Genomic DNA, 23284 nt, shown 5'->3' with positions numbered 1-23284 from the left:
GCCGGATGGCGTATCCGGGGCCGCGCCCACAACTGTGACGCTCGGCCCGGCCTTTTGGCGAAATTGCGCCTTAAATGATTGAAGATGCGCGATTTCCGGGCACGATCGGGTTTCCCCTTAAGCATAAAACGCGCTACACTCGCCGCTGTGCCAAAAGGCGCCATTGGCCGGGCAAGATTCCGTGCCTACATCCCACGGACCGACGCGGACCCAAAATGGTGATGTAGACTTGCCGTTCCCGTATGGAACGGTCTACTGGCCGGATCGATTTTCCCGGCGACGATCCTGAAGACCCTTCTAGAGAAGACCAGAAAGCGAATACGACGTGGACATCTACACCATCATCTTCCTGGCGCTGGCGGTCTTTATCTTCCTGAGGCTGCGCAGCGTGCTGGGGCAGCGCACGGGCAACGAGCGGCCGCCGTTCGACCGCAACGCGCTCCAGGGCGCCCAGGACAAGAACGTCGTGACCATGCCGGGCAAGGTGATCGACCAGGCCCCGCTGGCGCCGGCGGCCGAGCCGGCCCCGCCCTCCGATCGCTGGAAGGGCCTGACTGAACCGGGCACCGCACTGGCCCAGGGTCTCGACGCGATCGTCGAGAAGGATTCCACCTTCGACCCGCGCCATTTCATCTCGGGGGCCCGCGGCGCCTACGAGATGATCGTGCTGGCTTTTGCCAATGGCGACCGCCGCGCGCTGCGCGACCTGTTGTCGTCGGAGGTCTATGAGAGCTTCGACGCCGCGATCAAGGAGCGCGAGAAGAACGAGCAGAAGACCGAGACGCGGTTCGTCTCGATCGACAAGGCTGAGCTCGTCGGCGCGGAGCTGCGCGACCGTACCGCCCAGCTGACCGTGCGCTTCGTCTCGCAGATGATCTCGGTCACGCGCGACAAGACCGGCAACATCGTTGACGGCAGCGCCGACACGGTGGCCGACATCACCGACATCTGGACTTTCGCCCGCGACACCACCTCTCGCGATCCGAACTGGAAGCTGGTTGGCACCGGAAGCGCGAACTAGGACCGTTCTGAAGACTAGCGCGACGGCGCTTTGCGCAGCTGCCGTCGCGCTATCGTCGTTTTCGCTCGGCGCCGAGGCGGCGCGGCGCCACTATCGCAGCCATCACCATCATCTCCTGCAACTGCCCGCCGCCCCGCCGCGGGCTCTGCCCTATCCGCAGCTTCCCCTGCCGTTCGAGATATCAGGCGCGCAATATCTGCCGGTGGCCTGGGCCGATGTGAAGGGCTGGAGCGAGGACGATCATCTCGCCGCCTACAAGACCTTTCGCACCAGCTGCAAGTCGATCAATGCGCAGACTGGGGCGCCTGAACCGAAGGCACTGGGGGCCTCGCTGAACGAACCTTGTCGCGCCGCCAAATCGCTCGACCTCAGCGACGACGCGAAAGCGAAAGCCTTCTTCGAGCAGAATTTCGTAGCCCTGCGCATCTCCCGCTTGGGCGAGCCCGACGGTTTCGTCACCGGTTATTACGAGCCGGTGCTGGAGGGATCGCGCACGCAGACCGACGTCTTCAACGTGCCGGTCTATCGCCGCCCGTCGAACCTGTTCGTGCGCGGCTACAAGCAGGATTCGATCAGCCTGCCCAACAAGGGGCCGGTGTACCGCAAGATCGGCCGCCGCAAGCTCGTGCCCTATTACGACCGCGGTGAGATCGAGGACGGCAAGATCGCCGGCCGCGGGCTCGAGATCGCCTGGCTGAAGGATCCGACTGATCTGCTGTTCGCCCAGATCCAGGGCTCGGCGCGGATCAAGTTCGATGACGGCGGCACCATCCGGCTCAACTATGACGCCTACAACGGCTATCCTTACACGGCCGTCGGTCGCATTTTGATCGAGCGCGGCATCATTCCGAAGGAAGAGATGTCGATGCAGAAAATCAGGGAGTGGATGGCGCAGAACCCCGACGGCGCCAAGGAGCTGCGCCGCCAGAACCGCTCCTACATCTTCTTCCGCGAGGTCAACCTTTCCGACAAGGACGAGGCGGTCGGCGCGCAAGGCATTCCGCTGACCGCGGGGCGCTCGATTGCGGTCGACAAGTCGCTGCACGTCTACGGCACGCCGTTCTTCATCGAGGGCGAGCTGCCGATCGATTCCGAACGCTCGAAGACGCCGTTCCATCGTTTGATGATCGCGCAGGACACCGGCTCGGCGATCATCGGCCCGGCGCGCGCCGATCTCTACTTTGGTGCCGGCCAGGAGGCTGGTCGGGTGTCGGGCCGGCTGCGCCATCCCATGCACTTCGTCATGTTGGTGCCGAAGAGCATCGATCCTGCGGTGCGTGCGGCGCGGCTGCCGGTGCCGGATCCCAGGCCGTCGGAGAAGATCGCAAAGCTGTTTCCGCAAACCGGGCCCGCGAAGGATTCTGCCAAGGGCGCGCCTGCCGCTGCCGCAACGCCGGCGAGAAGCGAGACGGTAGCCGTTGCTAACCCCGTCCCGCTGCCGGTGCCGCGTCCCGTGATCGAGCCCGTGCAGGAGCCGCGGCGGCCGATGAAGAATCGGCTCCACCGGCAGCAATGAAGCGATCGTCCCGTCCGCCCGTGCTGGAGCCTCGTCCCTCGCCGCGCCGCCGCGCGCTGAGCGAGGAAGAGCGCGAGCTGTGGGATCTCGTCGCCAAGCACGTCAAGCCACTGCGCAAGCATCGCGCGCCAAAGGCGCCGATCGCGCCGCGCGCGGAGCCTTCGCCTGCGCCGGTGGCGCGACCTGCGCCATCACCGCGGCCGATCGCGGCTGCGCCGGCGCCGCGCGTGGCAAAACCGGCGATGCCGCCGCTGGCACCGCTCGGCAAGCGCGAGCGCGCAAAACTGTCGCGGGGCCGCAGCGAGATCGAGGCGCGGCTCGATCTGCACGGCATGACCCAGATGCGCGCCCATCGCGCCCTCACCGGCTTCCTGCACCGCGCGCATCAGGACGGCCTGACGTTCGTGCTCGTCATCACCGGCAAGGGCCGCAGCGGCGGCGAAAGCGGCGTGCTGCGGCGGCAAGTGCCGGAATGGCTGAGCCTGCCGGAATTCCGCGCCTTGGTGGTCGGTTTCGAGGAGGCCGCGATCGGCCACGGCGGCGAGGGGGCGCTGTATGTGCGGATCAGGCGGGCGAGGTCTTAGAACGGCCGGACGATTCCGACGCGCGGGATCAGGGTGAGGACCAGGCCGAAGATGTTGGTCTTCCTGTCGTCCGACGGGATCAGGGCGGTGTCGCGCGCGGCGGGCAGCGTCTTGACCGCGTGCAGGATCAGGAACATGCAGACCGCCCAGTTCGACATCCAGCGCGAATAATCGAACACCATCGCGAACATGACGAGATAGGCGAGGCAGATTGCGGTCAGCGCCGCGATGACGAGACGCCGGTGCAGCTCGTTTGCGAGCGCGGCGATCAGGCTCGCAAAATAACGCCACAGCGGCGTGTGCAGCCAGAGCAGCAGCGCGAACACGGGCAGGCCGAGGCTGTTGTGCGGCAGCCATGCCCAGGTGTCGGACACTTCCTTCGACAGCGGCTGGTACCAGATATAGCTGAACTGGAGCAGGCTGGTGCGGGATGGATCGGCCATCCGGCTCTTCAGATAGGCCAGGAAGTCCGCCTCGGGGACCGGCATCGTTCCCAGAAACTGCGCCGCGAAGAACAGCGCGCTCACACACAGCAGCGCCGCAAAACCGAATGCGAGATTCGTTCTGGTGATGCCGTGCGCGAGATAGTGCCTGATCCCGACGATGGTGATGATCGTCGGCACATACATCAACAAATGGATGTGGTGGATCAGCACCAGGATGATCGCGAACAGCGTGGCTGCTGCGACGAACAGCAGCGAACCGGCCGGCATCAGCAGCAGGATGAGTGCGAACACGCAGCCATAGATGTCGAAATGGCCGAGCGTGTGCATGAAGTTCTTCAGGAAATACGGCGAGCCCGCGATCAGCACGAACAGCGGCAGCGTCTTGTTCGAGAAGCCGAACGTTCTCTGGAACAGCCTGAGGAACAGGCCGAGCGTCACCAGCCACGCCGCGCCTGAGATCGCGAACACCAGCCACACCGGCACCTTGTCCGTGAACAGCGCGACAATCGCACCGATCAGCGCGCGCTTGATGAAGCCGAAATGGTAGTCGACGAGGAGGTGGATATAGGGAACGTAAGGCGGCAGCAGGATCTTGTGAATGAAGACGCCGACAAACACCGCCGCGTTGATCGCGAGCAGCACGCGCCAGGGGTTTTTCTGGAGGTCAGCGAGCACGCGGCACCTGCGGCGCGTCAAACTCCGCCGTCGTCCCGGGCAAGCGAAGCGCGACCCGGGACCCGTAACCACAGGGCATTATTTGAGCCAAAGCTGGAGCCGCTATCTTTTCCAATAAGGAATGCCGGTGGTTATGGATCCCTGCTGTCGCAGGGACGACAGCGGATAGATAGCGGACTGAGCCGGAATTACAAAATAAACCGGCTCAAATCCGCGTTCTTGGCGAGGTCGCCGACGTGCTTCTGCACGAAATCGGCATCGACCTTGACGGTCTCGCCGCTGCGGTCGGGGGCGGTGAAGGAGATCTCGTCGAGCACCCGCTCCATCACGGTCTGCAGCCGCCGCGCGCCGATGTTCTCGACGGTGGAATTGACGGCGACCGCGACGTCGGCGAGCGCGTCGACGGCGCTGTCGGTGATGTCGAGCGTGACGCCCTCGGTCTGCATCAGGGCGACATATTGCTTGATCAGCGAGGCCTCGGGCTCGGTCAGGATGCGGCGCATGTCGTCGCGGGTCAGCGCCTGCAATTCGACGCGGATCGGCAGGCGGCCCTGCAATTCCGGCAACAGGTCCGACGGTTTGGCGACGTGGAAGGCGCCCGAGGCAATGAACAGGATGTGGTCGGTCTTCACCGCGCCGTGCTTGGTCGAGACCGTGGTGCCTTCGATCAGCGGCAAGAGGTCGCGCTGCACGCCCTCGCGCGAGACGTCGCCGGCGGCGCGGCCTTCGCGCGCGCAGATCTTGTCGATCTCGTCCAGGAACACGATACCGTTGTTCTCGACGGCGCTGATCGCCTCCAGCGTCAGCTGATCGGAATCGAGCAGCTTGTCGGATTCCTCGTTGACGAGGATCTCGTGCGAGCCTTCGACCGTCAGCCGCCGCGTCTTGGGACGGCCGCCGAGCTTGCCGAAAATGTCCCCGATCGAGATCGCGCCCATCTGCGCGCCCGGCAGGCCCGGGATCTCGAACATCGGCATGCCGCCGCCGGACGATTGCGTCTCGATCTCGATTTCCTTGTCGTTGAGCTCGCCGGCCCGCAGCTTCTTGCGGAAGGATTCCCGCGTCGCGGAGCTGGAGTTGGCGCCGACCAGCGCGTCGAGCACGCGCTCCTCGGCGGCGAGCTGCGCGCGTGCGTGCACATCCTTGCGCTTGCGCTCGCGGACCTGGGCGATCGCGACCTCGACGAGATCGCGGATGATCTGCTCGACATCGCGGCCGACATAGCCGACCTCGGTGAACTTCGTGGCTTCCACCTTCAGGAACGGCGCGTTCGCAAGCTTGGCGAGCCGCCGCGCGATCTCCGTCTTGCCGACGCCGGTGGGCCCGATCATCAAGATGTTCTTCGGCAGCACCTCTTCACGCAGCGAGCCTTCAAGCTGCTGCCGGCGCCAGCGGTTGCGCAGCGCGATCGAGACGGCGCGCTTGGCGTCCGCCTGGCCGACGATGAAACGGTCGAGTTCGGATACGATTTCGCGGGGAGAGAAGTCTGTCATGTCTGCTTAGCTAGGGCGGGAGGCGGCCAAGGACAAGCCGCATTTTAGGTCAGATGATGGGCGGGCCCGATTGCCATTGTTTCACGGCCTCGAGCGGATGGATCAGCATCAATATATTGAGCGTCAGATTGTCGCGAATGTGGAGCGCCAGCATGGTTTCGAAGGCGAGCCCGGTGAGGACCGTCAACGTGACAGGCAGCATGCGCGCGGCGAGGAACCCGATTGTCATGAACAGCGTGTCGGAGACCGAATTCACGATGCTGTCGCCGTAATAATCCAGCGAGATCGTACCGGCGCGGTAGCGCTCGATGATGAAGGGCGAATTCTCGACAATCTCCCAGGCGCCTTCGATCAGCATTGCGATGATCAACCGGACGGGCCATGAGAGGCGCAGCAGCGGCAGCTGCGCGAACAGCAGCCAGGTCAAGCCATAGAACAGGAAGCCGTGCAGCACGTGCGAGAAACTGTACCAGTCGGCGATGTGCTGCGAGTTCTCCGCGCTGTTCACGACGCCGTGCCAGAGCTTGACATAGCCGCAGGTGCAGATCGGCACGCGCCCCATCGCTGATAGGATCGAGGCTTGCAGCGCGAGCAGCAGCAGCGCGGTGCCGACCCAGGCGAGCGGCGACACTGCGGCCCTGCTGTCGTGCGTGCTTGTCAGCGTCACGGCTCGCGCACCATCAGCAGCGCCGTCCCGTCGGGCGTCTCGACCATGCGGTCGCGGATGAAGCCGGCTTTCTCATATGCGCGCAGAGCTCGCGCATTGAGCGGATCCGGATCGGTCACCATGCGCGGCAGGCCTCGCCGGAAGCACTCATCGACAAATTGTCGGATGAACGCCGAGCCGTGGCCGCGCCCGACCATGTCGCTTTCGCCGATGAACTGGTCGATCCCACGCGTGCCCTCCGGTTGCGGCCCGAAGCCCGTATTCCAGGCGGTCAGGCGGTAGCACTGAAGATAGCCGAACGGCCTGTCAGCGGCCAACACGATGAACTGGTCCATGGCGGGCTCAACGAGATCGCCACTGACGAGCGAAAACTGCTCGTCCGGATCGCCCCACCATTCTCGCACATGGACCTCACCCAGCCACCGCCGGATCAGCGGCAGATCGGCTGTGGTCATGGGGCAGAAGGTGTAGGTAGGGTTCATCTAGCGCCGTCGATGATGCTGCGCCCCCTCTCCCGCGAACCCGAGAGGTGCCAGCCCGGAGCTCCGCTGTCGGACACAGCCCTAGCCCGTCGCCAGGCTCTCGATCGTCAAATTGCGGTTGGTGTAGACGCAGATGTCGGCGGCGATGTCGAGGGAGCGGCGGACGATGGTCTCGGCGTCCTTGTCGGTGTCGATCAGGGCCCGCGCGGCCGCCAGCGCATAATTGCCGCCGGAGCCGATCGCCATCACGCCGGCCTCGGGCTCGAGCACGTCGCCGGTGCCGGTCAGTACCAGGGAGACGTCCTTGTCGGCCACGATCATCATGGCCTCCAGCCGCCTGAGGTAACGATCGGTACGCCAATCCTTGGCGAGCTCCACGGCGGCCCTCGTCAGCTGCCCCGGATATTGCTCGAGCTTGCTCTCCAGCCGCTCAAACAGGGTGAAGGCGTCGGCGGTCGCCCCGGCGAAGCCGCCGATGACGTCGCCCTTGCCGAGCTTGCGGACCTTCTTGGCGTTTGACTTGATCACGGTTTGGCCGATCGAGACCTGGCCGTCGCCGCCGACCACCACCTTGCCGCCCTTGCGGACCGTCAAGATCGTGGTGCCGTGCCAGCCCGGCGAGCTGTTGTGGGAATCCTGCATGAATGACCCTCGTTGTCCGGGCTGATTTAGGGGGTCGAGGGCGGGGGCACAACGGGGCCGTTCCGGGCCGAATTTCACTCACCATAGGCAGAAGTAGAGGCCCGGCCAGCCGTTCCCGCAGTAGCGAATGCGTCATTTGGCTGTTAAGAGACTGGCGTTTTCGGCCAAACGGGCATGATCCGGAAAGTGGGCACCGGTTTTCCGAAGGGTCATGCCCAACTAACTGCGAAAGCTTTCAATGCGCACTGCGACGATCAAGCGCAAGACCAAGGAAACCGACATCGAGGTCACCGTGAACCTCGATGGCACCGGCGTGGCCAACATCGCGACCGGCATCGGCTTTTTCGACCATATGCTCGATCTCCTCGCCCGCCATTCCCGCATCGACCTCACGGTCAAGGCGGTCGGCGACCTGCACATTGATTATCACCATACCACCGAAGACACCGGCATCGCGCTCGGCCAGGCGGTCAAGCAGGCGCTCGGCAATATGGCGGGCATCACCCGCTATGCCGGCGTGCACATGCCCATGGACGAGACGCTGTCGCGCGTGGTCATCGACATCTCGGGCCGCCCGTTCCTGGTGTTCAAGGCCGACTTCCCCCGCGACAAGATCGGTGAGTTCGACACCGAGCTGGTGCGCGAGTGGTTTCAGGCCTTCGCCATCAATGCCGGCGTGACTCTCCACGTCGAGACCCTATATGGCGATAACAGCCATCATATCGCCGAGTCCTGCTTCAAGGGTCTGGCGCGGGCGCTGCGGACTGCGGTCGCGATCGACCCCAAAGCGGCGGGCGAGATCCCGTCCACCAAGGGCTCGCTCGGCGGCTGACGTCTGCCTCGGGCGGCACGCGCCGCCAGCGGTATCACTGAATTTCGAGAACGGGGCATCGCCATGCCTGTCTACACAGTTCATGCTCCCTCTCCCGCCGCAGCCGATCTGCGCGCGACCGACCAGTTCGTGTTCGTGCGCGACGGTTTTCACTTCTGGGCAATGATCTTCGGGCCGTTCTGGCTATTGTGGAACCGGCTTTGGCTGGCGCTGATCGGTTGGATCGTGTTCCTGGCTGCATTCGATGCCGGGTTGCACAGCCTCGGCGTCGGCCGCCGCGCCGTTTTCTTCGCGAACATCATCATCGCGCTCCTGATGGGTCTCGAGGCCTCGAGCCTGCGCCGCTGGACCCTGTCGCGGGGCAAATGGCGGCAGCTCGACGTCGTCATTGCCGACGACGAGGACACTGCCGAGCGGCGCTTCTTCGAGCGCTGGAGCCAGAAGCAGCACGGCATCGTCAACGATCAATGGGCCGTCGATCGCGGCGGTCCGCCGCCGACCCGCAGCGTGCCCGGCCAGCCATTCTCGAACCCGCCGCCAATTCCGGCCGGCGGCATCATTGGTTTGTTTCCAGAACCGGGAGGGTCAAGATGAGCGTCGCCATCATCGATTACGGTTCCGGGAATCTTCATTCCGCCGCGAAAGCCTTCGAGCGCGCTGCGCGCAGCCTGGAAAATCCGCAAAAGGTTTTCGTCACCAGCGATCCCGATCAGGCCTATGAGGCTGACCGTCTGGTGCTGCCTGGTGTCGGCGCCTTCGCCGATTGCCGGCGTGGCCTCGATGCGGTCAACGGCATGGTCGAGGCGATCACGGAAGCCGTGCGCGTCAAGGCGCGGCCGTTCTTCGGCATTTGCGTCGGCATGCAGCTGATGGCAAGCCGCGGCAAGGAGCATGTCATCACCGAAGGCTTGAACTGGATCGGCGGCGACGTCGAGAAGATCACGCCGGGCGACGAGAACCTGAAGATCCCGCACATGGGCTGGAATACGCTCGAGGTGCTCAGGGATCATCCGGTGCTGAACAAGCTGCCGCTCGGCCCCAACGGCCAGCACGCTTATTTCGTGCACTCCTACCACCTCAACCCCGCCAGTGAAGCGGACGTGCTCGCGCGCGCCGATTACGGCGGGCCAGTCACCGCGATCGTCGCCAAGGATACCGCGGTCGGCACGCAGTTTCACCCCGAGAAGAGCCAGCGTTTCGGCCTGGCGCTGATCTCGAACTTCTTGCGATGGAAACCGTGATTCTCTTTCCCGCGATCGACCTTAAGAACGGCCAATGCGTGCGCCTCGAGCAGGGCGACATGGCGCGCGCGACCGTGTTCAACCTCGATCCGGCCGCGCAGGCGCAGAGCTTTGCCGGGCAGGGTTTTGAATATCTCCATGTCGTCGATCTCGACGGCGCCTTTGCCGGCAAGCCGGTGAATGCCGAGGCCGTCGAGGCGATGCTGAAGACGATCAATATCCCGGTGCAGCTTGGCGGCGGCATTCGCGATCTCAAGACGGTCGAAGCCTGGCTCGATAAGGGTATTACCCGCGTCATCATCGGCACCGCCGCCGTGCGCGATCCCCAGCTGGTGAAAGAAGCCGCGAAGAAATTCCCCGGCCGCGTCGCGGTCGGGCTGGACGCCCGCGACGGCAAGGTCGCGGTCGAGGGCTGGGCCGAGACCTCTGAGGTGACGGTGCTGGAGATTGCCAAGCGCTTCGAGGATGCCGGCGTTGCCGCCATCATCTTCACCGATATCTCGCGCGACGGCCTGCTCAAGGGTCTGAACCTCGATGCGACCATTGCACTGGCCGACGCCATTTCTGTCCCCGTGATCGCCTCTGGCGGTCTCGCCTCGATCGAGGACGTCAAGGCGATGCTGACGCCGCGCGCCAAGAAGCTCGCCGGCGCGATCGCCGGCCGCGCACTTTACGACGGCCGGCTCGATCCCGCCGCCGCCCTCACCTTGATCCGCGACGCGCGCAGGAGCTGACATATGTTCAAGGTGCGCGTGATCCCCTGCCTCGACGTCAAGGACGGCCGCGTCGTCAAGGGCGTCAACTTCGTCGATCTGCGCGATGCAGGCGATCCCGTCGAAGCCGCAATCGCCTATGACGCCGCCGGCGCCGATGAGCTCACCTTCCTCGACATCACCGCGACCCATGAGAATCGCGGCATCATGCTGGACGTGGTCCGGCGTACGGCCGAGGCCTGCTTCATGCCCGTGACCGTCGGCGGCGGCGTCCGTGAGGTCAACGACATCAAGACGCTGCTGCGCGCCGGCGCGGACAAGGTCTCGATCAACAGCGCCGCGGTGTCGCGGCGCGAGTTCGTCAAGGAAGCTGCCGAGAAATTCGGCGAGCAGTGTGTCGTGGTCGCGATCGACGCCAAGCGGGTCAAGCGCCCGGGCGGCGACCGCTGGGAGATTTTCACCCATGGCGGCCGCAACTCCACGGGCATCGACGCGATCGAATATGCCCAGGAAGTGGTCTCGCTCGGCGCCGGCGAAATCCTGCTCACCTCGATGGACCGCGACGGCACCAGGCAGGGCTTTGACATTCCGCTGACCCGGGCGATCGCCGACAGCGTCCCCGTCCCCGTGATCGCCTCGGGCGGCGTCGGCAATCTCGACCATCTCGTCGACGGTATCCGCGACGGGCATGCCACCGCAGTGCTCGCCGCCTCGATCTTCCACTTCGGGGAATTCACCATCCGCCAAGCCAAGGAGCATATGGCCCGGCGCGGGCTACCCATGCGCCTCGATGCCTGACGACTCCGCTTCATAAAAATGCTACATAGGCCGGCGGTACCGGCTCGTTCGGCCGGACGTGTTTTGAGTGTTCTGTATGGCGCGTTTCACGATCCATCATCTCGCCGAGACCATCGACGCCCGCGCGGCGTCCGGTGGCGAGGCCTCCTATACCCGCAAGCTCCTCGACAAGGGCGCCGAGCATTGCGCCAAGAAGTTCGGCGAGGAAGCAGTCGAAACCGTAATCGCAGCAGTCGAAAACGATCGCGCGCATCTGATCGCTGAAAGTGCCGACCTGCTCTATCACTTCCTTGTGCTGCTCAAGTCCCGCGGCGTAAAGTTGGAAGAGGTGGAAGCGGCGCTGGACAAGCGCACGAATATGTCGGGCTTGGAAGAGAAGGCGTCGCGCAAGGGCGGCAACTAGCCGAGGTGGAGAGGTCGCGTCATGGATATCCGCGCACCCGAGCAGCAGTATAACCCCTACCGCGTCTATACGCGCGAAGAGTGGGCGCGACTGCGTGACGACACGCCGATGACGCTGGAGCCGGGTGAGTTCGACCGGCTGCGCTCGCTGCACGACCGCCTCGACCTGCAGGAGGTCGAGGACATCTACCTCCCGCTGTCGCGCCTGCTGTCGATCTATGTCGATGCAACGCAGCGGCTGTATTACGCCGAACGCCAGTTCCTCAACATCCGCGATCGCAAGGTGCCCTATATCATCGGCGTCGCCGGCTCGGTCGCGGTCGGAAAGTCGACCACGGCCCGCGTGCTCCAGGCGCTGCTGGCGCGCTGGTCGCCGCGGCCGAAGGTCGAGCTGATCACCACCGATGGATTCCTCTATCCCAACGCGGTGCTCGACCGGCAGGGCATCATGCAGAAGAAGGGTTTTCCGGAGAGCTATGACCTGCCGCTGCTCTTGAGCTTCCTCTCCGACATCAAGTCCGGCCGCCGCCATGTGCGTGCGCCGGTTTATTCGCATCTGACCTACGACATCGTTCCGGGCCAGTGGGCCGAGGTCGACCAGCCCGACATCCTGATCGTCGAGGGCGTCAACGTGCTGCAGACCGGCAAGCTGCCGCGCGACGGCAAGGCGGTGCCCGTGGTCTCCGACTTCTTCGATTTCTCGGTCTATATCGACGCCGACGAGGCGGCGCTGCGGCAATGGTACATCAAGCGCTTCCTGGCGCTGCGCGACACCGCGTTCACCAATCCAAAGTCCTACTTCAACCGCTATGCGCTGCTGTCGGACGAGGAAGCCACCGCGACCGCGATCGCGATCTGGGAGCGCACCAACCTCGCCAATCTCGAGGACAACATCCTGCCGACCCGCCCCCGCGCGACGCTGATCCTGAAGAAGGGCGCGGATCATACGGTGGAAAGCGTGGCGCTGCGCAGGCTATAAGCCGCGGCGCCCCGGTGCCGTAGGGTGGGCAAAGGCGCGCTCTCTTCGCGCGCCGTGCCCACCATCGCTCGATATGGTGGGCACGCTACGCTTTGCCCACTCTAAAGCGCGATGAGATGGGGATGAATCGTCATCGCGCTTTAGTTTGTTGTTTGCGCATGATCTTTCCGGAAAACCGCTTCGCACTTTTCCGGATCATGCTTTAGGGCAGCATCAATTGCCGCTACACCGCCGGCTGCCGTGCCGCGGCCAGCCCGGCCAGTGCCTGCTCCAGCTTCTCGCGATCGAGCGGCTTGATCAGAAACCCGTTCATGCCCGCTTCGAAACAGGCGTAGCGGTCTTCCACCAGCGTGTTCGCGGTGAGCGCGAGGATCGGCGTGTGCTGACCGCCGGTGGCGGCCTCCTGGGCGCGGATGCGCTTGGTTGCTTCGATGCCGTCGAGCAGCGGCATCTGGATGTCCATCAGCACGAGATCGTAGGGCGTGCCGGCCGATGCCGCCGCGAGCCAGGATTCCAGCGCGGCCTCGCCATGGACGGCGATGACGACGCGGTGGCCGAGTTTTGTCAGCAGCGAGCGCATTAGCAGCGCGTTGATCTCGTTGTCCTCGGCGACGAGGATCGACAAGCCCTTTGCCGGGGCTGCGCCGGTGGAGTCGGCCGGCGGCTCCGGCGCGAGGTCAGGCGAGGTGACCTCCGGCGTCAGCGCGAGGCGTGCGGCGAGCGAGGCGGCACGTAAGGGTTTGACCAGGAAGCCGGTAAAGTCAGCCGAAAACTTCTCGTGGCGCGAGCTCGACGTCAGCAGCACCAGCCGCTGCGCCGCATGCGCGCGCGCCAAGCCGCCAAGCCGGTCGGCGGCGGCTGCGCCGATTGCGCGATCGACCAGCACTGCGTGCCAGGATCGCTCCGGCAGCAGGGCTTCCGCGACCGAGACGTCGGACGTTATGCAGGTCTGGCCGCCCCAGCGCTCCAGGCGCCGCGCGATCAACGTGGCCTCGATACCGTCGGCAATCAGAAGAATCGATTTGCCTGTGAGGTCGGGGCTCGGGAATGCCGTCTGCCCCGCGCTGCCCGGTGATGCCGGCAGCGGCACCGCGACCTCGAAAGTTGCGCCCTTGCCCGGCTCACTGGTCAGCGTGATGCGGCCGCCCATGCGCTTGACGATGCGCTCGCTGATGGCGAGGCCAAGCCCGGTGCCGCCATAGGTGCGGGCGACGCGCTCGTCGGCCTGCTCGAATTCGCGGAAGATGCGCTGCTGCGCGTCGGTTGCGATGCCGATGCCGGTGTCGCGCACCAGAATGCTGATCTCGTTCGGCCAGGTGCCGGGCTCGACGATCAACGCGACGCCGCCGTTCGCGGTGAACTTGATGGCGTTGCCGGCGAGGTTGAGCAGCACCTGGCGCAGCCGTGCGGCGTCACCGACCACTTCCAGCGGCATGCGCTCGTCGACATAGGCGGCGATCTCGAGCTGCTTGGCCTGCGCGCGCGGCGCCAGCAGCTCGGTGATCTCCTCGATCAGGGTCGAGAGCGCGAACGGGCGCTGCTCGAGATCGAGCTTGCCGGCCTCGATCTTGGAATAGTCGAGCAGCTCTTCGATCAGCGCCATCAGCGCTTCACCCGACGTCTTCACCGCCCTGGCATAGGTCACCTGCTCCGGCGTCAGACTGGTGTCGAGCAACAGCCCACCCATGCCGATGATGCCGTTCAGCGGCGTGCGGATCTCGTGCGAGGCCATCGCCAGGAAGCGCGATTTGGCGCGGTTGGCGGCATCGGCCTGGTCGCGCGCGTCGGACAGCGCGCGTTCACTCTCGGTGCGGTCGGTGACGTCGCGCCCGACGCTCTGTAGTTCGGCGGGCTGGCCGGCATCGAGCCGGACATAGCCTTCACGCCAGGCGATCCAGCGCGCGCCGAGCGGAGTTGCGATCTTCTGGTCGTGGACGCGCGTGCCGCTGCTGTCGCGGGCGCTGTCGCCCTGCTCCAGCACGTCAAAGTCAAACCGCGTGCCGACCAGCGCGCCGCGCGGCTGCCCTGCGAGCGCGCAATAGGCGTCATTGGCGAAGGTGATGCGGCCCTGGGTGTCGCGCAGCACGATCAGATCGCCCTGCTGTTCGAACAGGCTGCGCGCGCGCTCCTCGGCTTCCTTCAGCTCCCAATTGCGGTCGATCAGCGCCTCGTTGTGCGCGGCGAGCCTGCGCATCCGCTTGTTGACGAAGCGCAGGCGCATGCTCAGCGTGGCAAGGCCGAGGCAGGCGAGGGCGAACAGGAAGCTCGCGCCGATCGCAAACGCGTGGGGATCGTAGCCGGAGTTTTCGGCGCGGCTGCCGGTGACGAAACCATAGGCGCCGCCGAAGGTCGCCGAGAAGATCATGAAGGAGCGGATGGCGAAGGCGATGCGGGGATGCCGCCGCCTGAAGCGGCGCATGCGCACCTTGATCCGGAACATCCGACCCATTGCCACAGACCTTTAGCCAAACCCCGCTGCCGCCGCGTGCGACGATGTCGTGCCGACCTTGCGAACAGTTTGAGGCCTTGGGGTTGCCTCCAAACAGGGTTGACGAGGTGTTAATGGCTCAAAGCGAGGCAGCCTGGAAATGGCGATGGCCGCCGCGGGCACCGACGATCAGCGCCGCCGCCTCACGCTGCGAGAACGTTCGCGAGCGCACATAGATGCGGTAATCCGCCGGTTCCTCGGTGGAAAGGTAGATCACCGGGCCGCCGTCGACCGGCTGTGCGGCAATCGAGACGAGGCGGTTCGGCGAGGTAGCCTGGCAGGAGTCCGGCTCGGATCCGAGGCCGTCGTCGACGAGGGCGAAGTCCGCGGCGTCCGCATCGTCGGTGATCTGAACCCGGACCGTCGCCTTCTTGGGATCGTCGGTGAAGGCGACGTGGACGCCGGCGGTCCAGAACAGCGATGTCAGCTCGACCGAGGTTTCGCCAAGGGCGATGCAAGGATGCGAGACCGATCCGATCTCGCCGCGGGCGAACACCGCAGCCGCCAACAAGGGAACAACCGAGGCCAGGATCTTGAAACGCAACATGACACTCTACTCACCAAGGCCGCTCGGGAACTGTCCCCTGGAACGCGTGGCCTTATGGTTTGCAGAGCGTAAAGGAAACTCGTTACCGCCGGGTTGATGCGCGGAAGGATCAGGCCAACTGTCGCACATCCTCCGCGAGTGCGCGGTAGGACAAGGCTTCGGCGAGATGCAGCCGGCCGATCTTGTCGGCGTTGTCTAGGTCGGCGAGCGTGCGGGCCACACGCAGCACGCGGTGATAGCCGCGCGCCGACAGCCGCATGGTCTCGGCGGCGTCTCGCAAGAGTTTCTGGCCCTGCGCGTCGGGCTTGGCCACGTCCTCCAACACGGAGGCGGGCGCCTCGGCATTCGTGCGGACATTGGGCAGGCCGGCATCGGCATAGCGTGCAAGCTGGATGTCGCGTGCCGCCGCGACTCGCGCGGCGACTTCGGCGGATCCCTCCGCTGGCGGCGGCAGGATCAGGTCGGCTGCGGTCACCGCGGGCACCTCGATGCGCAGATCGATGCGGTCCATCAGCGGGCCGGAAATGCGCGCCTGGTAGTCGCCGGTGCAGCGGTCGATGCGGCCGCGTTTGCAGGCATAGCCCGGCTCGAACGCATTGCCGCAGCGGCACGGATTCATCGCGGCGACCAGCATGAAGCGCGCCGGATAAGTCACGCGATGATTGGCGCGGGACACCGCGACCTCGCCATTTTCCAGCGGTTGACGCAGCGAATCCAGCACGCGCGGATCGAACTCCGGCAGCTCGTCGAGGAACAGCACGCCCTGATGCGCCAGCGAGATCTCACCGGGCTTTGCGCGCATGCCGCCGCCGGTGAGCGCAGCCATGCTGGCGGAATGATGCGGCGAGCGGAACGGCCGTCGCGCGGTCAGCGCACCGCCTTCGATCTCGCCGGCGACGGAGGCGATCATCGAGACCTCGAGCAATTCGCCCGGCGACAGCGGCGGCAGGATCGAGGGCAGGCGCGCCGCCAGCATCGACTTGCCGGCGCCGGGCGCGCCGATCATCAGGAGATGATGTCCGCCGGCGGCCGCGATCTCCAGCGCGCGCTTGGCGCTCTCCTGGCCCTTGATGTCGCGCAGGTCGAGCGTGGAGGCGGCGGCCTCATGCACCTTCGGCGAGGGGCGCGACAGCACCTGCGTGCCCTTGAAGTGGTTCGCGATCTGGATCAGCGAGTGAGCTGCGATGATCTGGATGTCCGGGCTCGCCCAGGCCGCTTCGGAGCCGCACGATGCCGGGCAGATCAAGCCTTCCTCGCGCATATTGGCGCCGATCGCGGCGGGGAGGACGCCGGCCACCGGCGCGATCGAGCCGTCGAGGCCGAGCTCGCCGAGCACGGTAAAACCCGCCAGCGCGTCCGGCGGGATCGCGCCGATCGCCGCCATCAGCCCGAGCGCGATCGGCAGGTCGTAATGGCTGCCTTCCTTGGGCAGGTCCGCCGGCGCCAGATTGACGATGATCCGCCGCGCCGGCAGCGCCAGCCCCGAGGCGATCAGCGCCGAGCGCACCCGTTCGCGCGCCTCCGAGACCGCCTTGTCCGGCAGGCCGACGATGGCAAAGGCCGGCAGGCCCGGCGCGACCTGCACCTGCACATCGACCGCACGAGCCTCGATCCCCTCAAAAGCGACGGTAGAAACCCGCTGAACCATGCCGAACCAGCCTGCCCTCTCGCACAATCGAGGGTAGCAGAGCCGGGGGCGCTGCGCAAGAACAATACAGGAACATTTCCGGAGCGCGGCAAGCCCTAACAAACCGTAAACGGGGCCCAGACACTAAGCCTCGAATGCGAGCGGCTGCGCTCAGCACATTCCAACGAATGTCCGCTACTCCTAGGGCTGCGGGATGGGCCGTGGTCTAACAAGTGAACAAGCAAATGCTGGTAAATCGCCGGAGAAGCGAACGTCGGGTGTGCAGCCGGCTCGCCAAGATTCATTTTGGCGCGGGCTCGCTGCCGCGGGATTGCACGATCACGGATATCTCGGATGGCGGCGTGAAGGTCGTGGCGGAATTCCTGGAAGTGCCGCCGCAATTCACCATCATCTTCGCGCCGGACTATTCCCGCCAATGCCGTCTGCGCTGGCGGATCGGTTGCGAATTCGGCGCCGAATTCACCGACTAAGGTCCAAAGCATCGCGACCTTAACGGGACTTTAGCGTTAATCGGCAAAGCATCTCTGATCAGTCGCCGAGTGATCAGAGTATGTCCAAGCGTTTGTCCGTTGCCTGTCCCCCGGCGAGATTTCTGCTTCCTGCGCTCCTGGTGCTCGTGCTCGGCGGTTGCCAGACCACCAGCCTTGAGGATGTGACCGGTGCGCTCGGCGGCAAATCGGAGACGGCGGGCAAGGCCGATCCGAAATCGGACATTGACATCTTGCGCGAGCGCTATCGCGCCAAGCCCGGTGACGCCAATATCGCGCTCGAATACGGCAAGGCGCTGCGCGAGACCGGGCAGCGCGCGCAGGCGGTCGCGGTGCTGGAGCAGGCCGTGCTCGGCCATCCCAGCAACAAGGCGCTGCTCGCTGGCTACGGCCGAGCGCTCGCCGACAACGGCAATTTCCAGCAGGCCTTCGACGTGCTCGGCCGCGCGCATTCGCCCGAGGATCCCGACTGGCGCATCCTCTCGGCGCAGGGCGCCGCGCTCGATCAGCTGGGCCGCAACGAGGAAGCGCAGCAATATTACGCCGCAGCGCTGAAGGTCGTGCCCGACGAGCCGACCGTGCTGTCCAATCTCGGCCTGTCCTATATGCTGCAAAACAATCTGCCGAAGGCCGAGCAGGTGCTCGGCCGCGCCTATCAGCGCGACCAGAACGATGCGCGGGTCCGTGCCAATCTTGCGCTCGTGCTGGGATTGCAGGGCCGCGAGGCCGAGGCTGAAATTCTCGTGAAGGCCGATCTGCCGCCGGATCAGGCCGCGGCCAAGGTCACCGCGCTGCGGCAGCTCCTGGCCAAGAAGCAGCAGCGGGCGGACAAATAGTCCGCCCTCTCCATCGTCCAGTTCCTGGTCTCTACGACGCCTTGCGATGCGGCGCGGAGCTGCGGCCGGATCTGCCCTTCAATTTCTTCAGCAGCGGTCCGAGCAGCGAGCGCGTCGGCTTCTTCACGTCGCCGCGGCCGGCGAGGCGGTTCGCCATGATCTGGAAAAGCTCGGTGGTGCGGTGGCTCCTGGAGACCTCCGCGATCATCTGGCCATTATTGGCGGCGGTCGAGAACAGCTTGGAGTCGAACGGGATCACCGCGAGCGGCTGGCTCTCCATGGTCTTGGCGAATGCCTTGACCTCGATCTCCGCACGCTTGTGCATGCCGACCTGGTTGAGGCAGTACAGCGGCGGCCGGTCGTTCGGCCGCGCCGCCTTGAGCACGCCGAGCATGTTCTTGGTGTTGCGCAGGTTGGCGAGATCAGGCTCGGCCACGATCACGATGTCGTCGGCATTGACCAGCGCACGCCGCGTCCAGCCCGACCATTGATGAGGCACGTCGAGCACGATGCAGGGCGTGGTCATGCGCAACGTATCGAACACCGCATCAAATGCTTCCGCGCCGAAATCGTAGACGCGCTCAAGGGTGGCTGGTGCAGCAAGGAGGCTGAGGCGATCGGTGCATTTGGCGAGCAGGCGCTCCATCAACGCGGTGTCGGGCCGGTCCTGCGACAGCACCGCATTGGCAATGCCCTGCACCGGGTCCTGGTTGTAGTCGAGGCCCGCGGTGCCGAAGGCGAGGTCGAGATCGATCACAACGGAATCGAGCGCGAGATCGCGGGCAATGGTCCAGGCCACGTTGTGCGCGACCGTGGATGCGCCGACGCCGCCCTTGGCGCCGACCACCGCGATGACGCGGCCGGTGATGATGGCTTCGGACGCCGAGAACAGGCTGCAGATGGAGCGGACGACGTCGAGCGTCTCGACCGGTCCCACCACATAATCGTTGACGCCGCGGCGGACCAGCTCGCGATAGGGCGCGGTGTCGTTGGGATTGCCGATCACCACCACACGGGTGCCGGGATCGCAGACGCCGGCGAGATCGTCGAGGCCCTCGAGGATGTCGCGCGTGCCGTCGGACTCGATCACGATGACGTTCGGCGTCGGCATCGAGTCGTAGACCTCGATCGCGGCAGCGAGGCCGCCGCTCTTGGCGGTGAGATGCGCCTTGGCGAGCCGGCGGTCCTGCCCGGCGGCGGTCACCGCGGCGAGCGTCTGCTCCGTCTCGCAGAAGGCCTGCACGGAGATGCGAGGAACCGGCGCAATATGTTCCTCGGGGTGCTGCGGATCGTCCGCCTCTTCGTCGTGGACGCTGGTCATTTGCCTGTGTCGCTCAGTTTGGCCCTGTCGGCCTCCGGATAGGTGGTCGTGGTCGTCGAGCCCTTGCGGTAACGGTCGAAGGCGATCTCGCGCCGTGCGGTATAGGCCGGCGTCTCCGCGCGCGGCTGCTCGAGGTCGGCAGGATTGTCGATCATGGCCGCAAGGTTGCGCTGGCTGGCGCAGCCGAGATTGAAGTAGGGCTGGTTCTCATTGTAGCCGGGGTCGAGGATGGACGGACCGACGTCCTCCGGCCACAGCCCACAGGGACCCGCGACAGCCGTGATCTTGGAATAGCTCAGGCGGATGGTCGGCAGCAGTCCGGGATCCTCAGGGCGATAACGATGCTGGACGATGGCGCGCGACGGCACGCCGCCGGAGGCGAGCACCGATTGGATCTCCTGATAGGTCGCCGCTGCGGCGCGCGAATTCGCGGTGTCGACCGGCACGTCGACCACGACGGAGCCGGTGCCTTCGCGCACCCAGTCCCGGGCGATGCCCGCGACGTCGGCGTGCTGCGCAGCCGAGAGGCCGCCCCTGGCTTTGCCGACAAAGATCACGATCGACTTCTTGCCTTCCTGCACCGCGATCGGGTGACGTTGGCGATAGTCGGTCGGCACCGTCTGGGTCACGATCTCGCCGGTGGTGTTGCAGGCGCCGAGCAGCACGGAGAGCCCCGTCAGCGCCAGCGCGATCCGTAAGCTGCGACGTCGATCGGCTGTCGTTTTCGTCATCGCTTGTCCCCTCTTGCCCCGTGTCTCGCCCGGCCCCCAAGCCGTCCGTCTCAGTCGATGATGAAGCCGAAATCGCCCTGGACGCCGTCGATCGGATCGACGCGGCGGGCCGCGATGCCATAGAGGCGGTTGATGCGGCCGAGCAGCGCGGTCTGTGCATCCGAGGCCGGCGCAAAGCCGTCGTCGGGCCGCGACAGTTCCTTCTGGGCGACCGCGCGCACCACATAGGGCGTCACGATCACCATCAGCTCGGTCTCGTTGTTGACGAAATCCTGGCTGCGGAACAGCGCGCCGATGATCGGCACCTGGTCGATTCCGGGCAGGCCGTTGATGGCTTGCTTGGTCTGCTGCTGGATCAGGCCGGCCATTGCCATCGAGCCGCCCGAAGGAATTTCCAGCGTGGTTTCGGCGCGGCGGGTCTGGATCGACGGGATGGTGATCGAGCTGGCCTGGCCCGCGGACACCGCCTGCGTCACGGAGATGGCGTTCTGATTCGACAGCTCCGAGACCTCGGTCATCACGCGCAGGCTGATACGTCCCTCGCTGAGCACGACTGGCGTGAAGTTCAGAGAGATGCCGAACTTCTTGTAGGTGATCTGGGTGGTACAGACGTGGGTGACCGGATCGCACGAATAGCCCGCAGGGATCGGGAATTCACCGCCGGCAATGAAAGTGGCGGACTCGCCGGAGATCGCGGTCAGGCTCGGCTCGGCCAGCGTCCGCATCACGCCGGCGCTTTCCATTGCGCGCATCGTGGCGTTGACCGTGGCCACGCCTTTTGCGAGCCCGGTGACACCGAGCCCGTTGCTGCTGACGAGCGGGCCACCGGAGACCGAGAACGGGTTGGAGTTGTTGAAATTCACGACCGCGGTGCCGGCGTTCAGGCTGGCGCTGAGGTCGACGCCGAGCTGCTTGACGATGTCGCGCCGGACTTCACCGACGACGACCTTGAGCATGACCTGGTCGCGGCCGCGTACGACGATGTTGTTGACGACCTTGTCCGAGCCGCCGACGAGCTTGGCGGCGACGTCGCCGGCCTGCTGGGCCTCGACCGGGCTCGACACCGAACCGGTCAGCATCACGCTGTCGCCGACGCCTTCGATCTGCACGCCCGGCAGCGATTGGCGCAGCGCCGCGCGCATGCCGTTGAGATCGCGCTTCACGGCGATGTCGTAGGAGGCGACCTGCTGGCCGTCGGCGGTGAAGAACACGACATTTGTCTGGCCGACCTGGCCGCCGATGATGTAGGCGCGCTGGGCCGAGCGGATCACTGCGTTGGCGATCTTGGGATCGGCGACCAGCACGTCCTTGACCTCGCGCGGCAGGTCGATGACGACGGATTTGCCGACGCCAAGCGAGAGGAAACGCGTCCGCGCCGGCGCGATGGTCGAAACCGGCGATACGCTGAGATCCGCCGGCGCCTGCATCGGCGCCTGGTCGCCGACCGGCGCATCCGCGGCAGCGACGAAACCGGGGGCCGCGACCAGCCCCAGCGCCAGCATCACCCCTGCTAAGCATGAGCGCCCGCGCTTCCCCCGAAGGCGCAGGCCCATCCGATCTTCCCCGTAGTTCATGCTATCCCCATCATCACTTCTGTGACGTCAGCTGCCGCGCCTGCACCCCGTAGCGGATCACGTTGACGCCGCCCGGACGCTTGACCGCCTCCTCAGGCGTGCCGTCGATGGCGTTGGCATCCACGATGCTGCGCAGCGCGAGTGTCAGGGTGCCGCCCTGGCGCGCGGCCGAGAGCGTGGCGACCTGGTCGGGCCTGAGCTCGAGCGTGACGGTCTTGCCGATCACGGCGTTCTGGCCGTCCTTCTCTTTCGGCGCCTGGTCGATCGCGAGCACGCGGATATTGGTCATGATGACCTCGGACAGGATGAGGTCGTTGCCGCCGGTCGGGCCGTTGTTGGCGCCGTCAGGATTCTTCAGGCGGCGGGTCAGCACGATGTCGACGCGGTCGTTCGGCAGGATGAAGCCGCCGGCGCCGGTCTCGGCGGAAATCTCGGTGGAGACGGCGCGCATGCCCGACGGCAGGATCGCGGCCATGAAGCCGGAGCCCTCGGCCTTGACCAGCTTCTGCTCGCGGATCGGCTCGCCCTGCATCAGCGGCACGCGCGCGATCGAGCCGGCGAGCTGCGTCTGCGCCTCGGGCCTGCTGTCGCGGCGGATGAAGGCGCTGCTCGCGGTCGCCGCAGGCCAGGCCTGCCATAGCAGGTCGTCGGGCTTCACGGCCTGACCGAGCTGGATGTCGTTCTTGGCGACCAGAACCTCGATCGTCGGCAGCTTCTCGACGACGGGAAGGACGGGCGCGGGCGCATTCTGATAGCCGCTCGCCAGATACGCAGCGACGCCGCCGGCGCCCAGTGCGATGACGAGAACGACAATGCGTGCGGTGTTCATACGCTTCTACTCTTACGCGGGGCACTCGAACCGCACCTGGCGGGTTCCCCTGCGTCGATGAGTAGGGAGTAAAAGTATAAGGGGTGTTGCGAGGTCGAATGTGATCGCCGGTCACGCTGCTGGTTTTGGGCGAATGGTGAACGCCGCGTTATCCGGTCGGCCAGCGGCCCCGTAGTTTCACGCGGTGCGCTCCTGCGTTCGCACGAGGCGCAAGGCGTCTTGGTGAACGGGTGGTTAGTGATGGATGCGTGATGGCATCCCGTGATGACAGCGAGATCGCAGCAGCGCGCCACAACATCGGTGTCGTCCCTGCGAACGCAGGGACCCATAC

The 23284-nt window shown here is 65.5% G+C and carries 24 protein-coding genes; 12 read left to right on the top strand and 12 right to left on the bottom strand.

Annotation, left to right across the window (positions count from 1 at the left end; genetic code table 11):
- Positions 1-325 precede the first annotated feature (325 nt).
- Genes ACVWY3_RS30240 through ACVWY3_RS30230 form a run of 3 tightly spaced genes read left to right on the top strand, consistent with a single transcriptional unit; the run spans position 326 to position 3121 of the window.
- On the top strand, positions 326-1021 hold the full coding sequence (locus tag ACVWY3_RS30240) for a Tim44/TimA family putative adaptor protein (protein WP_456841730.1): 696 nt from the start codon (positions 326-328) through the stop codon (positions 1019-1021).
- Positions 999-2537 carry a murein transglycosylase A gene (mltA, locus tag ACVWY3_RS30235; RefSeq protein WP_456841729.1) on the top strand — a complete coding sequence of 513 codons (1539 nt, stop codon included), beginning with the start codon at positions 999-1001 and terminating at the stop codon, positions 2535-2537. The genes ACVWY3_RS30240 and mltA overlap by 23 nt, the downstream gene beginning before the upstream one ends.
- Positions 2534-3121: a Smr/MutS family protein gene (locus tag ACVWY3_RS30230; RefSeq protein WP_456841728.1), complete on the top strand. Its 588-nt coding sequence runs from the start codon at positions 2534-2536 to the stop codon at positions 3119-3121. The genes mltA and ACVWY3_RS30230 overlap by 4 nt, the downstream gene beginning before the upstream one ends.
- On the opposite strand, the gene ACVWY3_RS30225 is transcribed toward ACVWY3_RS30230, so the two are convergent.
- The 5 genes from ACVWY3_RS30225 to hslV all read right to left on the bottom strand — a co-directional run bounded on the left by ACVWY3_RS30225 (position 3118) and on the right by hslV (position 7526).
- Positions 3118-4242, bottom strand: coding sequence for a hypothetical protein (locus ACVWY3_RS30225; RefSeq protein ID WP_456841727.1), 1125 nt, complete (start codon positions 4240-4242; stop codon positions 3118-3120). The two genes, ACVWY3_RS30230 and ACVWY3_RS30225, sit on opposite strands and share 4 nt — an antisense overlap.
- Before the next feature lie 188 nt (positions 4243-4430).
- Positions 4431-5735, bottom strand: coding sequence for an ATP-dependent protease ATPase subunit HslU (gene hslU, locus ACVWY3_RS30220; protein WP_456841726.1), 1305 nt, complete (start codon positions 5733-5735; stop codon positions 4431-4433).
- Positions 5736-5784: 49 nt separating this feature from the next.
- Positions 5785-6402, bottom strand: a complete 618-nt coding sequence (locus ACVWY3_RS30215; RefSeq protein WP_456841725.1) for a DUF2585 domain-containing protein — start codon at positions 6400-6402, stop codon at positions 5785-5787.
- The gene (locus tag ACVWY3_RS30210) at positions 6399-6884 is read right to left on the bottom strand and encodes a GNAT family N-acetyltransferase (RefSeq protein ID WP_456841724.1); all 486 of its coding nucleotides are present in this window, start codon (positions 6882-6884) and stop codon (positions 6399-6401) included. The genes ACVWY3_RS30215 and ACVWY3_RS30210 overlap by 4 nt, the downstream gene beginning before the upstream one ends.
- A gap of 81 nt (positions 6885-6965) precedes the next feature.
- The gene (gene hslV, locus ACVWY3_RS30205) at positions 6966-7526 is read right to left on the bottom strand and encodes an ATP-dependent protease subunit HslV (protein ID WP_456841723.1); all 561 of its coding nucleotides are present in this window, start codon (positions 7524-7526) and stop codon (positions 6966-6968) included.
- Between the two features lie 238 nt (positions 7527-7764).
- On the opposite strand from hslV, the gene hisB reads away from it, so the two are divergent.
- The 7 genes from hisB to coaA all read left to right on the top strand — a co-directional run bounded on the left by hisB (position 7765) and on the right by coaA (position 12491).
- The gene (hisB, locus tag ACVWY3_RS30200) at positions 7765-8358 is read left to right on the top strand and encodes an imidazoleglycerol-phosphate dehydratase HisB (RefSeq protein ID WP_271587898.1); all 594 of its coding nucleotides are present in this window, start codon (positions 7765-7767) and stop codon (positions 8356-8358) included.
- A gap of 63 nt (positions 8359-8421) precedes the next feature.
- Positions 8422-8952, top strand: coding sequence for a DUF2628 domain-containing protein (locus tag ACVWY3_RS30195; RefSeq protein WP_456841722.1), 531 nt, complete (start codon positions 8422-8424; stop codon positions 8950-8952).
- A complete protein-coding gene (gene hisH / locus ACVWY3_RS30190) occupies positions 8949-9599 on the top strand; it encodes an imidazole glycerol phosphate synthase subunit HisH (protein WP_456841721.1) in 651 nt (216 codons plus the stop codon). The genes ACVWY3_RS30195 and hisH overlap by 4 nt, the downstream gene beginning before the upstream one ends.
- Complete coding sequence (hisA, locus tag ACVWY3_RS30185) at positions 9596-10333, top strand: 1-(5-phosphoribosyl)-5-[(5-phosphoribosylamino)methylideneamino]imidazole-4-carboxamide isomerase (protein WP_456843492.1); 738 nt, start codon at positions 9596-9598, stop codon at positions 10331-10333. The genes hisH and hisA overlap by 4 nt, the downstream gene beginning before the upstream one ends.
- A 3-nt stretch (positions 10334-10336) precedes the next feature.
- Complete coding sequence (hisF, locus tag ACVWY3_RS30180; RefSeq protein ID WP_456841720.1) at positions 10337-11110, top strand: imidazole glycerol phosphate synthase subunit HisF; 774 nt, start codon at positions 10337-10339, stop codon at positions 11108-11110.
- Between the two features lie 76 nt (positions 11111-11186).
- Positions 11187-11513: a phosphoribosyl-ATP diphosphatase gene (locus ACVWY3_RS30175; RefSeq protein ID WP_456841719.1), complete on the top strand. Its 327-nt coding sequence runs from the start codon at positions 11187-11189 to the stop codon at positions 11511-11513.
- A 21-nt stretch (positions 11514-11534) separates the two neighbouring features.
- Positions 11535-12491 carry a type I pantothenate kinase gene (gene coaA, locus ACVWY3_RS30170; RefSeq protein WP_456841718.1) on the top strand — a complete coding sequence of 319 codons (957 nt, stop codon included), beginning with the start codon at positions 11535-11537 and terminating at the stop codon, positions 12489-12491.
- 223 nt (positions 12492-12714) lie between these two features.
- On the opposite strand, the gene ACVWY3_RS30165 is transcribed toward coaA, so the two are convergent.
- From ACVWY3_RS30165 to ACVWY3_RS30155, 3 genes are all read right to left on the bottom strand, one after another.
- Positions 12715-14940: an ATP-binding protein gene (locus ACVWY3_RS30165; RefSeq protein WP_456841717.1), complete on the bottom strand. Its 2226-nt coding sequence runs from the start codon at positions 14938-14940 to the stop codon at positions 12715-12717.
- A gap of 118 nt (positions 14941-15058) precedes the next feature.
- Positions 15059-15526, bottom strand: a complete 468-nt coding sequence (locus ACVWY3_RS30160) for a hypothetical protein (RefSeq protein ID WP_456841716.1) — start codon at positions 15524-15526, stop codon at positions 15059-15061.
- Positions 15527-15635: 109 nt separating this feature from the next.
- On the bottom strand, positions 15636-17174 hold the full coding sequence (locus ACVWY3_RS30155; RefSeq protein ID WP_456841715.1) for a YifB family Mg chelatase-like AAA ATPase: 1539 nt from the start codon (positions 17172-17174) through the stop codon (positions 15636-15638).
- A 224-nt stretch (positions 17175-17398) separates the two neighbouring features.
- Between ACVWY3_RS30155 and ACVWY3_RS30150 the strand changes: the two genes are divergently transcribed.
- Together ACVWY3_RS30150 and ACVWY3_RS30145 are read left to right on the top strand one after the other, a co-directional pair.
- Complete coding sequence (locus ACVWY3_RS30150) at positions 17399-17644, top strand: PilZ domain-containing protein (RefSeq protein ID WP_130364001.1); 246 nt, start codon at positions 17399-17401, stop codon at positions 17642-17644.
- Between the two features lie 80 nt (positions 17645-17724).
- Entirely contained in the window at positions 17725-18498 is a 774-nt protein-coding gene (locus ACVWY3_RS30145; RefSeq protein ID WP_456841714.1) for a tetratricopeptide repeat protein, read from the top strand.
- Between the two features lie 31 nt (positions 18499-18529).
- On the opposite strand, the gene ACVWY3_RS30140 is transcribed toward ACVWY3_RS30145, so the two are convergent.
- Genes ACVWY3_RS30140 through cpaB form a run of 4 tightly spaced genes read right to left on the bottom strand, consistent with a single transcriptional unit; the run spans position 18530 to position 22953 of the window.
- Entirely contained in the window at positions 18530-19819 is a 1290-nt protein-coding gene (locus tag ACVWY3_RS30140; protein ID WP_456841713.1) for an AAA family ATPase, read from the bottom strand.
- On the bottom strand, positions 19816-20550 hold the full coding sequence (locus ACVWY3_RS30135) for a CpaD family pilus assembly protein (protein ID WP_456841712.1): 735 nt from the start codon (positions 20548-20550) through the stop codon (positions 19816-19818). Before ACVWY3_RS30135 ends, ACVWY3_RS30140 begins: the two co-directional genes overlap by 4 nt.
- 50 nt (positions 20551-20600) lie before the next feature.
- Entirely contained in the window at positions 20601-22124 is a 1524-nt protein-coding gene (locus tag ACVWY3_RS30130; protein ID WP_456841711.1) for a type II and III secretion system protein family protein, read from the bottom strand.
- Between the two features lie 13 nt (positions 22125-22137).
- Positions 22138-22953 (bottom strand): Flp pilus assembly protein CpaB, encoded by an 816-nt coding sequence (gene cpaB / locus ACVWY3_RS30125; protein WP_456841710.1) that lies wholly within the window; start codon positions 22951-22953, stop codon positions 22138-22140.
- Positions 22954-23284 lie beyond the last annotated feature (331 nt).

It is taken from the genome of Bradyrhizobium sp. USDA 4486 (genome assembly GCF_054057995.1).
Note: the sequence above shows the minus strand (reverse complement) of the source record. Positions and strands in the feature narration are given on the sequence as shown.